We start from the raw sequence: 14,998 nt of genomic DNA, 5'->3' as shown, positions 1-14,998 counted from the left end.
CGAGATGGGGCCTGCCCTGCTGTTCTGCCCGGCGGATAGACCGGAGCGCTTTGCGAAAGCTGCTGATCGCGCGGATGCCGTGATCCTCGATCTGGAAGATGCCGTAGCACCGGATGCGAAAACCGAGGCCCGCCGGAACGTGCTGGCCTCAGCGCTCGACCCGGCCCGGATCATCGTACGGGTCAATGCGCCAGACAGCCCGGAGTTCGCGGACGACCTCGCGATGCTCGATCAGTCGAGCTATCGCAGCGTCATGGTTGCGAAAACCGAAGATGCGGCCGCGTTGGATGCCTTCGACGACAGATTCGAACTCATCGCCCTGTGCGAGACGGCGCGGGGCGTCAGCGCGGCGGCAGAGATCGCTAATCACCCGCGCATCGTGGCGATGATGTGGGGAGCCGAGGACCTGGTCGCCTCCCTCAGCGGCACATCGAGCCGGTATCCCGACGGCACATACCGCGACGTTGCACGCTATGCGCGCTCGCGCATCCTTGTGGAAGCAGCAGCACATGGGAAGGCCGCAATCGACGCGGTGCACATCGACATCGACGACATGGCGGGTCTCGCTGAAGAGGCGCGGGATGCAGTGGCCTCGGGCTTTGCGGCCACGGCATGCATCCACCCGAGCCAAGTCGGCGTCATCCGTGAAGCCTATGCGCCCGATCCGCAGGCGCTGACCCGGGCACGCGCGATGCTGGCGGCTGCTGTGGGCGAGCGCGGGGTGTTCCGTTTCGAGGGCCAGATGATCGACGAGCCCCTCCTGCGTCATGCTCGCGCGACGGTGGCACGGGCGCAGTAGACGCTCAGACGGTACTGGGCAGCAGCAACCGCAGAACGCCGGGCGAAGATTCGAATCGGTGCACGGAACCGTTGCGCAGCAGCTCACCTTCGCGGGGGAGACTGCCGCTGGATACATGGTTCAGGAGTGCACGAATCACGCCGCCGTGGGTCACGACGATCACGGATTCGGCGACAGGCGCTGAGCGTCGCCGAGCGTCGCGGGCGATGGTGTCCAGAGCATCCAGCGCGCGCTCGCATACCGCAGCCAGCGTTTCCGAACCTGCGGGGGCGGCATGCCAATCGCCGTACCGGGTGAGATAGTCGGCCACGAGAATTCCCTCTCCCTCACCAAATGAGCGCTCGCGCATGTCCGGGGCCAATACAGGCTCGGCCAGACCCAGCTCTGCGGCGATGATCTGGGCGGTTTCATGCGCACGCACGAGGGGACTGGCATAGACGGCGTGGTGGGTGTCGGGGGCGAGCCTTGCGGCAGCGGCGCCGGCATCCGCTCGTCCCGTCTCATTCAGAGGGATATCTGTGGTGCCCTGAATGCGGCGGGCGAGGTTCCAGTCGGTCTGGCCATGTCGTACGAGGGTCAAAAGTGTCACGTCAGAAGCTCCTGAAGGGCGGGAAGGACATCACTGGTGCCGGCAGCGAGCGTCACATGCGCCCAAGGATCGGCACGGGTGGGCTCATGGTTGATGATGATCAGGGGGATGCCGCGTCGGCGGGCGCGTTCGACGATGCGCACGCCCGAGTTCACTACGAGGGAGGATCCGGCGACGATCAAGGCATCGCTTGCGTGCAGCAGCGATTCCGCCGCGCGAAACCTGTCACGGGGGACGAACTCGCCGAAGAAGACCACGTCAGGTTTCAGCATCCCACCGCATACCGTGCAGCTGGGCACGATGAAGTTCTCGGTGCTCTCCGGAGCAACGTCGCCGTCGGGGTTGAGCTGGATGTTCTCCGGGACGGTGATCCAGGGGTTCAGCTGTTCCAGCTGGGTCGCGATATCTCGCCGGTCGAATACCTGACCGCATTGCAGACAGCCGACTCGCCGCATCGTGCCGTGCACCTCGATCACGCGTGCACTGCCAGCACGCAGATGCAGTCCATCAACGTTCTGGGTGATGACGCCGGTGACGAGGCCATCGCGCTCCATTTCAGCCAGCGTGGTGTGGCCGGTGTTCGGCTGGGCTGAGGCGAAGGCCCGCCAGCCGAGATGACCGCCGATCCAGTAGCGACGTCGGGCCTCTTCGTCGGCCAGGTAGCGCTGGCCGGTCATCGGGTCGGTTCGGGTACGCGCGCCCTCACCCCGATACGCCGGGATGCCCGAATCCGTAGAGATTCCTGCTCCGGTGAGTAACGCAATCCGGCGTCCGCGAAGCAGATCAGCTGCGGCTGCGATGCTGTCAGAGACCTCTGCAGCTGTCGTCGCACTCACGGAACCTCCCGCATCGAGTCTACTGTCGAGGGTATGCATCTCGAGTACGTGTCAGATCCGGCCGACCCGCGCCTGGCCGACTACCGCAACCTGACTGATACCGCGTTGCGACGGGTGCAGGAGCCTGCCGGCGGGCTTTACATCGCCGAGTCAGCGAAGGTGATCGAGCGGGCGATCAACGCCGGTCATAAGCCACGCTCGGTGCTGGTCCAACAGCGCTGGGTGGAGGGGATCGCTGAACTGCTCGGGCAGGAGAGCGATACGCGGATCATCGTCGTGACGGATGACGTAGCTGAAGCAGTTACCGGCTACGCCGTGCACCGGGGAGCTCTGGCTGCGATGCATCGTCCGCAGATGCCACGCCTCGCTGACCTTCTCAGTGCGGCGAACGAATCAGCGGACGCGGGCCGATCACGGATCGCGATCCTGGAGAACCTCACCGATCATGCGAATGTCGGCGGCGCGTTCCGCAATGCTGCGGCACTGGGCATCGACGCGGTGCTGGTTACGCCCAGGTGTGCTGACCCGCTGTACCGGCGGAGCGTGCGCGTGAGTATGGGCACGGTCTTCCAAGTGCCGTGGACGAGGATTGAGAGTTGGCCGGCGGACATTGAGCTGTTGAAGGACGCGGGTTACGTCGTTGCGGGAATGACCCTGGGGGAGGGCGCCATTACCCTCGATGAGCTGGTCGTCGAAGATCACGAGAAGCTCGCGCTGGTGTTCGGTACCGAAGGTGACGGCATCATCCCCGCTACCGATCGCGTGCTTGCCCGGAGAGTGACGATTCCGATGATGGGTGGCGTTGACTCTCTCAACGTCGCGGCGGCATCGGCAGTGACCTTTTACGCGACGAGGTGACGCGTGAACCCAGGGCGATTGCGCGTTTCTCGATCAAGAGCCACGATGCATACCCGAGGGCCATCGAAACAGACAACGACAGAGCGATGTTGACGAGCAACGGTACAGGACCGAACAACACGATCAGCAGCTGCTGGACGGGAAAACCCCAGAGATACATACCGTAGGACGGATCGCCTGGTCTGCGCACGACACCTGCACTCCGGCTCGGTCTGGATCCGATTGCCACGACGGCGTAGGTGACTACGGGCCACGCGAGCAGGGTAGCGGCGGAGCCCTGCGTGGGTCCGATCGCAACGAGCCCGATCAGTGCTGGCCAGATCGGCCAGTGCGCAAGCTTGCCACCTCTAGAAGCCAGCGAACCGAGCAAAAAGAAGACCAGTGCCATTGCCGTCGTGCGCATCGGCCCAAAGAGCCAACCCGTGAGGACTGCTGATCCGATCGTCAGGATGAGCGCTCCGCGGATCGCGCGGCCAGCGCGATGTCCCAGCAGCGCGGTGACGAGCAGCACGAGGTAACAGCAGAATTCGACGCCCAGGCTCCACAGCGACCCGTTGACGACAGGTTCAGGGTTGGTCGTGAACACTCCTGGCAACTCGTACTGCGCAAAGAGCAGCATGGTCAGGAGGTATCGCCAGGTATCACTCGACGCCCAGTAATCAGCAGCTGGGAGCGTGCTGGCGACCGGGCCGATCAGAAACACGGTCAGCACGACGACGACGATCAGTGCTGGGAAGATCCGCAGGCAACGCCGGATCAAGAACTGTATCGCCCGCGGGTCGCGTTCCCAACTGGTGGCCAACAGGTAGCCGCTGATCGCGAAGAAGATGTAGACGCCGAGATGATGAATACGGATTCCCGCGAAGGTCGGCACACCCGAGAGCCCCGAAAGCGGCCAGGCATGGCCGACAATGACCATGGAGGCTGCGGCCAGGCGGAGAGCATCGAACAGATTGGAGGGGCGAGCGCTCAAAGTTCAGTCGATGCAGTGCTGTCGGCGAGCTGGTGAGCCAGCCGTGCGCGGGCGCGGGAGAGGCGGCTGCGCACAGTGACCGCCCGCCGGCCCAGGATGGCCGCGACCTCCTCTTGGGTGAAGCCTTCCCAGTAGACGAGGGTGATGATCTCCTGGTCGATCGCGGGCAGGTCCGAAATGAGATGCCGGACATGCTCGGCCACGTCCGGATTTAGCGCGGCCGTTGAACCATCGAGTTGCGCGGCCAGATCCGCGCGGACATGCGACCGCAGACGGTCGCCGAGAGCTGAACGTCGTCGCACGCCACGGCGATACTGGGAGAGCACGTTCCTGGCGATCCCGAACAGCCAGGGCTTCATCGCTTCCGGCATGATTGCGTTGCGCTTCGGGCTTTTCCATGCAGCGAGAAAGGTCTCGCTGAGGAGGTCGGCGGCATCTTCTTCCGGTGTCACCCGGCGAATGAAATACCCCAGCAACGCAGGGGCTGATTCGCGGAAAGCCCGTTCGATGTCAGGCGACTGGGTCGCGAGTGGCCTGGGCGGCAAGGCGATCGTCACCGGAGCTGTCCTGTGCAGTCGCTACTCAGCCAGGAGTCGCCACTCCCGCTGATATCGAGTTCGACGAGTGCGTCTGTCAGCAAGAACGACGTCAGCGAGAACGAGAATGCTTCATCGTCGGACAAGAACTCGTCTGTGGGAATCCACTGCGACGATGCCGGCAGCACCCCTGGTGTTGCCTCCGTGTCACCGGTCAGGACGAGCGCGTAGTCGTAGATCCGCTGGCCGATCCCGGAGAAATCATGAGTCTGGAAGTACTCGATCACTGCGTGCGGCTGCGTTGCGAAAAGCGAGCCGCCTTCGATCTGGGCCGTACACGAGACGGGGATTCCGGTGTTCGTCGTGTACTCCACCGCGAGCGGCAGATCGGCATGCAGCAGGTTATCGACGACCACCGCGCTCGCGGTGAGCGCGCCGACGGCGACTATCGCCCCAGGAATGAGCCAGAGTGCACGCGCCGGCTTGCGCACCCGGCTCGCGGAGCGCCGTGCCTCGGCGACGACGGAGTCCAGCGCCGCCGACGTCGAAGCGGGCGGGGTGTAATCTCGACCGCTGCCCGTGAGCAGCTCGTCAAGCGTGGGCTTTCGCATGTTGTCTCCCAGCGTTCCACGACAGCGAAGAATCCGTCGTCACCAAGGAAATGGCCAGCATGCGCAGAAATGTTGCATGGAGATTCACATTGCGTTGAGCGAGTCGCTCACACTAGGAAGGCTCGTAGGGCGCGATCGGTGAGGCCTCAGGCCGCTTCGCTGTGATCAGGTCGCCGGAAGACTGGTGACGCAGCCGCCGAAGAACCCAGGGCACCAGGTGCTCCCGTGCCCAACCGAGGTCCTCCGCCCGCACCTCGCGCCAGGTTCGCGCGGGCAACGGATCCGGCTGCATCGGCCGCAGATCGTTCGGCACGTTCAACGCACGAAGCACCATGCGTGCGACCTCGTGGTGGCCGAGGGCGTTGAAGTGGAGCCGATCATCGCCGAAGAAGCGCGGATCCTGCACTGTCTTGAGTGACCACTGATCAGCAACGATGCAGTCGTATCGATCGGCGATCGCGCGCACGTTCTCGTTGTAGATGGCGACTTTGCCTCGAAACGCTCGCAGCACGGGCGTGAAACCCGTGTCGATACCGGTGAACAGCACGACCGCCGCGCCGGTCGACGTGAGTCGAGCGACCGCATCCTCAAGCTGAACGGCAATCTGGTCGGGATCGGTGCCGGGGCGGATGACGTCGTTGCCGCCGGCGCAGATCGAGATGAGATCAGGGCGCAGCGTTACGGCCGGTTCGATCTGTTCTGCGGCGATCTGCGCGATCAGCTTGCCCCGGACGGCGAGGTTCGCATATGCGAAGTCATCAACCTGCTGGGAGAGCACCTCTGCGACGCGATCAGCCCATCCTCGGTGCCCGTCTGGCGCGGCGGGATCGGGGTCTCCGATGCCCTCGGTGAACGAGTCGCCAACGGCCACGAACCGACGCCACGGATGCGTGGACTCGTTTGGCATATACGGTGTACGCGGAGTTTCGTGAGCGGTCATCATGCTCTCCTTCATGCCGTGCCATGGATCGTGACCGTGCAGGCACCGAGCCTACCCTCAGCGTCGTCGACGGTGGGGGAGGATCCCGATGTCCGCGCCCTCGCTTATCCTTGAATCGATGCTCTCTCCGTCATTCCCCCAGCGCGCCCCATGGGGAACGGCCGACAAACTTCGTGCCTGGCAGCGCGAGGCTCTCGAGACCTATTTCGCGCGTGATCAACGGGACTTTCTGGTCGCCGCAACACCGGGCGCTGGTAAGACGACCTTCGCGCTGACTCTGGCTGTGGAATTGCTTCGCATGGGCGAGGTGAACCGCGTCATCGTCGTCGCGCCGACGGAGCATCTCAAGACACAATGGGCGGATGCTGCGGCCCGGGTACATATCCGGCTGGACCCTCGATTCCGTAACAGCCACTGGGCACCATCGCGGCAATATCACGGTGTCGTCGTCACATACGCGCAGGTGGCCGCCAAATCTTCTGTGCACCGTCACTTGACCGAAGATGCCAAGACCCTGGTCATCCTCGACGAGGTCCATCATGGTGGCGACGCGTTGAGCTGGGGCGACGCGATCCGTGACGCCTATGGTCCAGCCAAACGACGCCTATCGCTGTCGGGGACGCCCTTTCGCAGCGACACCGCTCCGATCCCGTTCGTCACGTACGCCCCGGATGAGTCCGGCGCCCGGATCTCGAGCACGGACTACGCCTACGGTTACGGCCGTGCCCTTGCCGACGGTGTGGTGCGCCCCGTGCTGTTTCACATGTACTCCGGCAAGATGCGCTGGCGCACAAGTGCGGGGGATGAGCTCGAAGCCCATCTCGGACAAGACAACACCAAGGACGTCAACTCCCAGGCCTGGCGCACGGCGCTGGATCCTGAGGGGGCGTGGATGCCTGCGGTGCTGTCAGCCGCTGACCGCCGGCTCACCGAGGTCCGCAATCATGTGCCGGATGCCGGTGGCTTGGTGCTGGCGACGGATCAGACAGTGGCGCGCGCCTACGCGAAGATCTTGCACAGCATCACTGGCGAGCAGCCCACGGTCGTGCTCTCCGATGACGCCTCCGCTTCGGAGCGCATCGAGAAGTTCAGCGCGAATACCAGCCGGTGGATGGTCGCAGTGCGGATGGTGTCGGAGGGCGTCGACGTTCCGCGCCTCGCGGTGGGTGTCTACGCAACGTCATCGTCAACGCCCCTGTTCTTCTCGCAAGCCATCGGACGTTTCGTGCGTGCACGACGCCGCGGCGAGGCAGCGAGCGTGTTCTTGCCGAATGTTCCTGTGCTCATGGGGCTCGCAAACGAGCTTGAGAAGCAGCGCGACCACGCACTTGATCGCCAGAGCAAAGACGAAGACGGTCTTGATGACTCGTTGCTGGAGAGCGCGAATCGTGAAGAAGACGCATCCGACGCGCTGACACAGGAATTCAGCTACCAGGCGATCTCGTCTCTCGCTCACTTCGACCGCGTGGTCTTTGAGGGACAGGATTTCGGTCAGCTGGCTGAGCCTGGCACCCCCGAAGAAGAAGAGTTCATCGGCATCCCGGGGTTGCTGGAGCCTGAGCACGTTCATGAGTTGCTGATGCAACGCCAATCTCGGCAGTCGAAGCTGCGCGAAGCGCGCGAGGCCGTCGAAGGCCCAGAAACCGTCACCACGCTACCGGCGCCGTTGCATCGCACGCTACGTGAGCAGCGGCAGCTGCTGAACAGCCTGGTGGGCCTTTACGCTCGACAAGCCGGTGAGCCACATGGCGCCGTGCATGCCGAACTGCGTCGCCTCTGCGGGGGACCTGCCGTCGCCCAGGCGACCGTCACACAACTGCAATCGCGTATTGAGCTGCTGCGCAAGCGGGTTCGCTCTTAGGAGCCCCGAAATGCTGGCAATCCCGCTGTTTCGGCGGGGAGGGCGTCCGTGCATCGATACGGTTGATGAGCCCCAGCTGGGCACATGCACTACTTTTCTCGGAGGAACAATGACTGCGCCTGCAGCCGCAGAGCCGACCCCCGCTGACCGGCGGCGCTGGGCGCGCTACCTCGTGGAGGAACGCACTGAGGGCTCCGTTTATCAGCAGCTTGCCGCACGGAAGACGGGTGAGGAGCAGGCGATCCTGCAGAGACTCGCCGATGCGGAACGGCGCCATGAACAGCACTGGCTTAATCTGCTGGGGCAGGAGCCCGCACGCTTGCCGCGAGCGGGCTTTCGCTCGCGCTTGCTGAGTTGGATGGCAGGCCGATTCGGATCGATCTTCGTGCTGGTACTTGCTCAGAGCGCAGAAGCTCGCTCGCCGTATGACACCGAGAAGTACGCGACTCCGGCAATGCGCGCCGACGAGAAGATCCACCACGAGGTGGTTCGCGGCCTTGCCGCGCGCGGACGGCGCCGGCTCTCCGGCTCGTTCCGCGCCGCCGTATTCGGTGCCAACGATGGTCTTGTGAGCAACCTCGCCCTCGTGCTCGGCATCGGCGCTACCGGCGTCAGCTCGGGTTTCGTGCTGTTCAGCGGTATCGCCGGATTGCTCGCCGGGGCCTTGTCGATGGGGGCAGGCGAGTTCGTATCGGTGCGATCTCAGCGCGAGCTGCTGGCATCCACCGAGGCTAATGAGGATGCGGCGTTGGCCGCCGGCGATCTCGACATCGATGAGAACGAGCTTGCGCTCGTCTACCGTGCGCGCGGTATCGATCAGGACGAGGCACTGGCCCGCTCACGCCGGATCATCACCGCTGCGCAAGAGGGGGTACGCCGCACTGCTACCGGCCCTATCCGCGCGGCATCGAACGATCACGACATCATCGGTAGCGACTGGACGGCAGCGATTTCGAGCTTTTTGCTCTTCGCCTCGGGGGCGATCATCCCGGTGTTGCCGTGGATCTTCGGCCTGCACGGACTCACGGCGATCGTGGTGGCGCTTGTACTGGTGGGCATCGCGCTTCTCGGCACCGGAGCGATGGTCGGTGTGCTTTCGGGCGGCCCGCCGCTTCGTCGCGCGTTGCGACAGCTCGCTATCGGCTTCGGTGCCGCTGCAGTCACTTACGCGCTGGGGCTGTTCTTCGGCGTCGGCGCGGTCTGAGCGCGTCCGAGCGAATGCTCACCGCCCACACCGGGCGCGCTATGGTGACGACGAAGGAAGTCATCAGGAGGTGGAGTCATGCGTCGAGATGCAGCGCGCGTGCAGACCCAGCGGATCGCTGTGCTCGTGGGAGCGTTCGTCGTTATTGGGATCATCCTCTGGATAGATATCGCTACGGGCATCTGGCAAGAGTTGGTGATTCTGTCGGGGTTGGCGGCCGGCCTGGTCACCTTCCTGCTGACGGCGCTCGTGCTGAGCCGCGTCATGGAGAAGTCGGCGGCGAGAAGGTGGGCGCCCGTCAACCGTCTGGCACTCTCAGAATTCCTCCATGCCCTCGCTGATGAAGAAGGCAGTGAGATCTCTCGGGGACGGGTACACCCCCGAAGCATCCCGACGCTAGTGGATGCGAGCACACCCGCTGAACTGTCGGCGCAGTTGCATGTGCTGCGAGAAGTCGTCGTCGATGAACGGCGGAGACTCTCCGAAGCGCTAAGCCGCTGGGCAGAGTTCCTGGCCTCCAGCGGGGACAACGAAGAGATTCTCCGGCATGTGGCAGCGATCGCGCTGCGGCTGGATCGCGTTCGGGATGCCGCGCTCGAGCTGGAAGAATCGCCACAACCGCAAAACAAGGAACCGCTCGTACGAGAGATCGATGGATGCAATACGAAGTTCAGTGCACTCGTCGATGAGTTGCAAGAACGACTCAGATTCGATCCGCAGGTCTCAGAGAGCACATAAGAATTCGACCTGATGGAATGAAAAAGGCTCCCTTTCGGGAGCCTTTTTCGTTCTGTGCGCGGAGGGGGACTTGAACCCCCACGCCCTTGCGGGCACTACGACCTCAACGTAGCGCGTCTACCATTCCGCCACCCGCGCAGGTGATGAAAAGTCGTTGCCGACCGAAGAGAAACATTACCAGATCTCGGCAGGCTCGACGAACCACAGTGCACCCCGGGCGTGCCGGAGGACTTCGGTAGCCTGACCATATGGTTCCGTCCTCGCATCCCGAAGTCGTGCGCATCGCGCAAGATCTGATCCGGTTCGACACGTCCAATTTTGGTGGCGGACGCGCCAACGGCGAGCGGGAAGCCGCCGAGTACGTCGGTGCGTATCTCGAGGGCCTGGGGCTGGCTGCTGAGTACTACGAGCCGATCTCGCGCCGCACGAATGTCATGGCGCGCGTGCCCGGTCGCGATTCGAGCAAACCTGCACTTGTCGTCCACGGTCACCTCGACGTCGTTCCCGCGATAGCCGAAGACTGGAGCGTTGACCCTTTCGCCGGCGAGATCCGGGAGGGGATGCTGTGGGGTCGCGGCGCTGTCGACATGAAGAACATGGATGCGATGATTCTGACTTCTGTCGCAGACATCCTCAGAGCAGGGGAGCAACCCGAGCGTGATCTTGTTCTGGCGTTCTTCGCCGACGAGGAGAACGGCGGCGTCGAGGGCTCGGCCCTCGTCGTCAAAGACCGCCCCGAATGGTTCCGCGGTGCCACCGAAGCGATCAGCGAAGTCGGCGGATATTCGATCAACGTCGATGATCGTCGCGCCTATCTGCTGCAGGTGGGGGAGAAGGCGCTCATCTGGATCAGACTTGTCGCGCATGGCCGCGCGGGCCACGGCAGCCGCCTGCACGACGATAACGCCGTGCTGAAACTCGCGCAGGCCGTTACTGCCATCGGGAACACGCGCTGGCCCATCCGGCTCACTCCCACCACGCACGCGCTGCTGCACGGACTCAGCGAGCTCACGGGCCGTCCCGTTGATGATCCCGACGCACTTGCGGGAGCATCCGGTCCCGCCGCGGCGTTTCTTCGCTCGACGTTTCGAACGACCGCGAACGCCACCGCGCTCAACGCCGGCTACAAGCACAATGTGATTCCGGAACGCGCCGAAGCACTTATCGACGTGCGAGTACTTCCCGGTACCGAAGACGAGGTCCTCACCGAACTGCAACGCATCGTCGGTGACGACATCACGATCGAGACCGTCGTCCGCGACATCGGGATGGAAACCCCGTTCTCCGGCGAGCTGGTGGAGGCAATGGTCCACAGCCTCGGCAAGTACGACCCCGGAGTTCCGGTGATTCCCTATCTTCTCGGTGCCGGCACTGACAACAAGGCTCTCGCAACCCTCGGCATCACCGGATACGGGTTCGCACCGCTGCGGCTGCCGCCGGATCTGGATTTCACAGGGATGTTTCACGGGGTTGACGAGCGCGTACCCGTAGAATCGCTTGTCTTCGGCAAGCAGGTTCTCACCGATCTGCTGCGCTCCTACTAACCCGCTCCGCACCATCAGAAGGTCTCTCCATGCATTTGCTCGAAGCGCTGTTCCTCGGCATCATCCAGGGACTGACCGAGTTCCTCCCGATCTCATCGAGTGCGCATCTGCGCATCGTCGGTACGTTCACCGGGTCGGGCGAGGATCCGGGTGCGGCTTTCACGGCGATCACTCAGATCGGCACAGAGGCAGCCGTCGTGGTGTTCTTCTGGCGCGACATCACGAGAATCATCGGCCGCTGGTTCCGCTCACTGGCCGGCAGCGTTCCCCGCAATGACCCCGACGCCAAAATGGGCTGGCTGATCATTATCGGCAGCATCCCGATCGTCGTTCTGGGCTTGTTGTTCCAGGACCAGATCGAGACCGTGCTGCGGTCGATGTGGATCGTTGCGATTATGCTCATCGCTTTCGGAATTCTGCTCGGCATCGCCGATTACGTCGGTGCTAAACAGCGCAAACTCGACCAGATCACCTACCCGCACGGCATCCTGTACGGCTTCGCCCAAGCACTGGCGCTGATTCCCGGAGTGTCTCGATCCGGTGGAACGATCACGATGGGACTTTTCCTCGGATACGAGCGCGCTGCGGCCGCGCGGTACGCATTCCTGCTGGCAATCCCCGCCGTGTTCGGCAGTGGCTTCTATCAACTGATTAAGAGCTGGGATGCGCCGGATCAGTACTTCACGCTGGGCGAGACAGTCGCAGCCACCGGAATCGCCTTCGTCGTCGCACTGGGCGTGATCGCATTCTTCATGAGCTGGATCTCCAAGCGCAGCTTCCTGCCGTTCGTGATCTACCGCATCCTGCTCGGCGGGACGCTGCTGATCCTGCTGTCGACAGGTGCTATCGCGGCTTAGCGCTTGTGGTCGCCGGGGCCGTCGCCGCGGCGCTTGAGGTATCGCTCGAACGCCTGGGCGATCGCATCGCCCGAGGCATCGGGGGAGTCCCAGGTATCGCGGGTGCGCTCGAGCTGATGGATGTACTCGGTCATATCCTCATCGTCAGCTGCCGCAGCGTCGATCGACGCCTCCCAGGTCGCGGCATCCGTGCGCAGGCGTTCGCGCGGGGTGTCGACGCCCGTGAGCTCTTCCAGACGGTCCAGCAGAGCGAGCGTTGCCTTCGGGGATGGGGTGGCGGTTGCCACGTAGTGCGGCACGCTCGCCCAGAGACTGGCGGTGGGGATTCCGGCGCGCTCAGCAAAATGCTCGAAGACGCTGAGGATGCCTACGGGCCCCTCGTACAGTGAACGTTCGATGTCGAGCGCTTCTCGCACCTGCTCATTCGAGCTGGCCGCGAAGATCGAGATGGGACGGGTGTGCGGTACGTCCGACAGCATCGCGCCGAGCGTGATGAAACCGGTCACATCATCGCGCAATGCGATGTCGATGAATTCGTTAGCGAAAGCCTGCCAGGTGCGTGCGGGTTCGACTCCGGTGAGCAGCCAGAACTCGGGTGTGCCATCGCCCGCAGGAACAGCTGGTCGCCAGAGCGCGGCCTCCGGCCAGCGCAGCTCACGCCGACCTGTTGCGTCCATTTGCGACGACGGCCGGGTGTACTGGTAGTCGAAGTACAGCTCAGGGTCCACGGAGTGCACGAGTTCATAGTCGCCGTTGTCGCGCAGCACGTCGATCGCGCCGCTGGCGGCTTCTCCAGCGTCGTTCCACCCGTCGAATGCGACAACGACGATGCGGTCTCCGAGTGCATCCATCGAGAATTCTTCTCCCGTCCAAGTTCGAGCTATCGTTCCAGGCTAGTCGGCCCTCGGCCGGTGTGGGAGACAGCGCCGGGCTAGCATGGTCGAGTGACTCAAAAGCCTCGCGCAGTCCTGTGGGACATGGATGGAACACTGGTCGACACTGAGCCGTATTGGATGGCTGCTGAGACGACGCTCGTCGAATCGTTCGGCGGCACGTGGTCACACGAGCAGGCGCTGGAACTTGTCGGCAACGGTCTGATGGACAGCGCGATGCTGCTGCGGGCAGTGGGAGTCGACATGGCGCCGGAGTCGATCGTGGACAAGCTCACCGATGACGTCCGAACCGCTCTCGCCACCCAGGGCGTCCCCTTCCGCCCTGGAGCCAAGGAACTGTTGCGCGATCTTCAAGCGGCAGGCATCCGCACCGCGCTGGTGACCATGTCGCTGCGCCGGATGGCTCAGAGCGTGGTGGATCTGATCGAGTTCGATGCGTTCGAGTACATCGTCGCCGGAGACGAGGTCGAACACCCGAAGCCGCACCCGGCTCCCTATCTGCAGGCAGCCTCCCTCATGGACATCGACATCACCGAGGCCCTGGTCATCGAAGATTCAGTTACCGGACTCCGATCGGGAATTGCGTCCGGCGCGGTTACCCTTGGCGTGCCGCACATGATTCCGCTGGATGGGCATGGCGCACATGCGCTGTGGCCGACGCTTGATGGGCGCAGCGCCTCCGACATCATTGATCTCTACGACACCACTGTCACCGCAGCCGAAGGGGCCCGCCGATGAGCGCAGCATCCACCCGAGCGCGAGGACCGTTTCGCGAGGGCGACCGTGTGCAGCTGACCGGTCCGAAAAATCGGATGCACACGGTCACTCTGACGGCAGACGGCGAACTGCACACTCACCATGGCGTTCTGTTTCACCGCGATCTAATCGGGCTGCCAGACGGCTCGGTCGTGTTGAACAGCTCTGAGCATGAGTATCTTGCGCTGCGCCCGCTGCTGCGGGACTTCGCCATGTCGATGCCGCGCGGCGCAGCGATCGTCTACCCCAAGGACGCCGCGCAGATCGTGATGCAGGCCGACATCTTTCCCGGCGCGACCGTCGTCGAAGCAGGCGTAGGATCTGGCGCCCTCTCGCTGTCTCTGCTCCGGGCCGTCGGTTCCACTGGCACACTCGTCTCGTTCGAGCGCCGCGACGACTTCGCTGACGTCGCCAGGGCCAATGTGGAGACGTTCTTCGGCGGCACCCCCGACACCTGGCGCGTCGTTGTCGGCGACCTGTTGGACGCACTTCCCACCCAGTTGCCGGCAGGAACCGTCGACCGGGTTGTGCTCGACATGCTCGCGCCATGGGAAGTGATGGAGGTCGTCGCGGACGCTCTGACCCCCGGAGGCGTCGTGCTCTGCTACGTGGCCACCGCCACACAGCTTTCACGCGTCTCCGAGTACATCCGGGGGATGGGGCTGTTCACGGATCCGGACGCCTCCGAGACGATGGTGCGTGGATGGCACGTCGAAGGACTTGCAGTGCGCCCGGATCACCGGATGGTCGCACACACAGGTTTTCTGATCACTGCCCGACGGTTGGCACCAGGCACCATCGCCCCTGAGGTCAAGCGTCGTGCGTCGAAGTCCAGTTACGGCGATGAAGATGTGGAGCTCTGGACGCCCGGCGCGGTCGGAGACCGTGAAATCACCGACAAAAACCTGCGCAAACGCGTGCGTGAAGCGACAAAAGCCGCTGAAGGGGCACGCCAAGCCGCGGCATCGCGCGACGCCGAGCATCGTTCGCAATAGACTGGAAA

At 63.7% G+C, this 14,998-nt stretch carries 16 protein-coding genes and 1 tRNA gene; 9 read left to right on the top strand and 8 right to left on the bottom strand.

The genetic code is table 11. The features are described 5' to 3' along the window. Window positions 1-4: 4 nt before the first annotated feature. Window positions 5-799: an HpcH/HpaI aldolase/citrate lyase family protein gene (locus ACSU1L_RS02960; RefSeq protein ID WP_439255038.1), complete on the top strand. Its 795-nt coding sequence runs from the start codon at window positions 5-7 to the stop codon at window positions 797-799. A 4-nt stretch (window positions 800-803) separates the two neighbouring features. On the opposite strand, the gene ACSU1L_RS02955 is transcribed toward ACSU1L_RS02960, so the two are convergent. Then, on the bottom strand, window positions 804-1,388 hold the full coding sequence (locus tag ACSU1L_RS02955; protein ID WP_439254669.1) for a histidine phosphatase family protein: 585 nt from the start codon (window positions 1,386-1,388) through the stop codon (window positions 804-806). Beyond that, window positions 1,385-2,224 carry a Sir2 family NAD-dependent protein deacetylase gene (locus ACSU1L_RS02950; RefSeq protein WP_438254636.1) on the bottom strand — a complete coding sequence of 280 codons (840 nt, stop codon included), beginning with the start codon at window positions 2,222-2,224 and terminating at the stop codon, window positions 1,385-1,387. The genes ACSU1L_RS02955 and ACSU1L_RS02950 overlap by 4 nt, the downstream gene beginning before the upstream one ends. Window positions 2,225-2,257: 33 nt before the next feature. Between ACSU1L_RS02950 and ACSU1L_RS02945 the strand changes: the two genes are divergently transcribed. After that, complete coding sequence (locus ACSU1L_RS02945; protein WP_439254668.1) at window positions 2,258-3,082, top strand: TrmH family RNA methyltransferase; 825 nt, start codon at window positions 2,258-2,260, stop codon at window positions 3,080-3,082. Here ACSU1L_RS02945 and ACSU1L_RS02940 read toward each other — a convergent pair. The 4 genes from ACSU1L_RS02940 to ACSU1L_RS02925 form a co-directional block, all read right to left on the bottom strand. Next, complete coding sequence (locus ACSU1L_RS02940; RefSeq protein WP_438254634.1) at window positions 3,036-4,055, bottom strand: acyltransferase family protein; 1,020 nt, start codon at window positions 4,053-4,055, stop codon at window positions 3,036-3,038. The two genes, ACSU1L_RS02945 and ACSU1L_RS02940, sit on opposite strands and share 47 nt — an antisense overlap. Next, window positions 4,052-4,612: an RNA polymerase sigma factor gene (locus tag ACSU1L_RS02935; protein ID WP_438254633.1), complete on the bottom strand. Its 561-nt coding sequence runs from the start codon at window positions 4,610-4,612 to the stop codon at window positions 4,052-4,054. The genes ACSU1L_RS02940 and ACSU1L_RS02935 overlap by 4 nt, the downstream gene beginning before the upstream one ends. Then, window positions 4,609-5,202 (bottom strand): hypothetical protein, encoded by a 594-nt coding sequence (locus ACSU1L_RS02930; RefSeq protein ID WP_438254631.1) that lies wholly within the window; start codon window positions 5,200-5,202, stop codon window positions 4,609-4,611. Before ACSU1L_RS02930 ends, ACSU1L_RS02935 begins: the two co-directional genes overlap by 4 nt. Window positions 5,203-5,314: 112 nt before the next feature. Next, a complete protein-coding gene (locus tag ACSU1L_RS02925) occupies window positions 5,315-6,142 on the bottom strand; it encodes an SGNH/GDSL hydrolase family protein (RefSeq protein ID WP_439254667.1) in 828 nt (275 codons plus the stop codon). A 118-nt stretch (window positions 6,143-6,260) separates the two neighbouring features. On the opposite strand from ACSU1L_RS02925, the gene ACSU1L_RS02920 reads away from it, so the two are divergent. The 3 genes from ACSU1L_RS02920 (at window position 6,261) to ACSU1L_RS02910 (ending at window position 9,945) form a co-directional block, all read left to right on the top strand. Beyond that, window positions 6,261-8,003, top strand: a complete 1,743-nt coding sequence (locus tag ACSU1L_RS02920; protein ID WP_439254666.1) for a DEAD/DEAH box helicase — start codon at window positions 6,261-6,263, stop codon at window positions 8,001-8,003. A gap of 109 nt (window positions 8,004-8,112) precedes the next feature. Next, entirely contained in the window at window positions 8,113-9,207 is a 1,095-nt protein-coding gene (locus tag ACSU1L_RS02915; protein ID WP_439254665.1) for a VIT1/CCC1 transporter family protein, read from the top strand. A 78-nt stretch (window positions 9,208-9,285) separates the two neighbouring features. Beyond that, the gene (locus ACSU1L_RS02910) at window positions 9,286-9,945 is read left to right on the top strand and encodes a hypothetical protein (RefSeq protein WP_438254627.1); all 660 of its coding nucleotides are present in this window, start codon (window positions 9,286-9,288) and stop codon (window positions 9,943-9,945) included. Window positions 9,946-10,000: 55 nt separating this feature from the next. Here the strand turns inward: ACSU1L_RS02910 and ACSU1L_RS02905 are convergent. Then, a tRNA-Leu gene (locus ACSU1L_RS02905) sits at window positions 10,001-10,083 on the bottom strand. Window positions 10,084-10,193: 110 nt separating this feature from the next. Between ACSU1L_RS02905 and ACSU1L_RS02900 the strand changes: the two genes are divergently transcribed. Beyond that, window positions 10,194-11,489, top strand: coding sequence for a M20/M25/M40 family metallo-hydrolase (locus ACSU1L_RS02900; RefSeq protein ID WP_438254626.1), 1,296 nt, complete (start codon window positions 10,194-10,196; stop codon window positions 11,487-11,489). Window positions 11,490-11,518: 29 nt separating this feature from the next. Beyond that, entirely contained in the window at window positions 11,519-12,346 is an 828-nt protein-coding gene (locus ACSU1L_RS02895) for an undecaprenyl-diphosphate phosphatase (protein WP_438254625.1), read from the top strand. On the opposite strand, the gene ACSU1L_RS02890 is transcribed toward ACSU1L_RS02895, so the two are convergent. Continuing rightward, the gene (locus tag ACSU1L_RS02890; protein ID WP_439254664.1) at window positions 12,343-13,197 is read right to left on the bottom strand and encodes a PAC2 family protein; all 855 of its coding nucleotides are present in this window, start codon (window positions 13,195-13,197) and stop codon (window positions 12,343-12,345) included. The genes ACSU1L_RS02895 and ACSU1L_RS02890 overlap by 4 nt on opposite strands. 93 nt (window positions 13,198-13,290) lie before the next feature. On the opposite strand from ACSU1L_RS02890, the gene ACSU1L_RS02885 reads away from it, so the two are divergent. Beyond that, complete coding sequence (locus ACSU1L_RS02885) at window positions 13,291-13,977, top strand: HAD family hydrolase (protein ID WP_439254663.1); 687 nt, start codon at window positions 13,291-13,293, stop codon at window positions 13,975-13,977. Beyond that, on the top strand, window positions 13,974-14,990 hold the full coding sequence (locus ACSU1L_RS02880) for a tRNA (adenine-N1)-methyltransferase (RefSeq protein ID WP_439254662.1): 1,017 nt from the start codon (window positions 13,974-13,976) through the stop codon (window positions 14,988-14,990). Before ACSU1L_RS02885 ends, ACSU1L_RS02880 begins: the two co-directional genes overlap by 4 nt. The last annotated feature ends 8 nt before the right edge of the window (window positions 14,991-14,998 follow it).

The sequence above is a fragment of the Microbacterium sp. A94 genome (genome assembly GCF_051842855.1).
GTDB lineage: Bacteria > Actinomycetota > Actinomycetes > Actinomycetales > Microbacteriaceae > Microbacterium.
The sequence above is the reverse complement of the archived record's forward strand: the minus strand, read 5'-3'. Positions and strand labels throughout refer to the sequence as shown.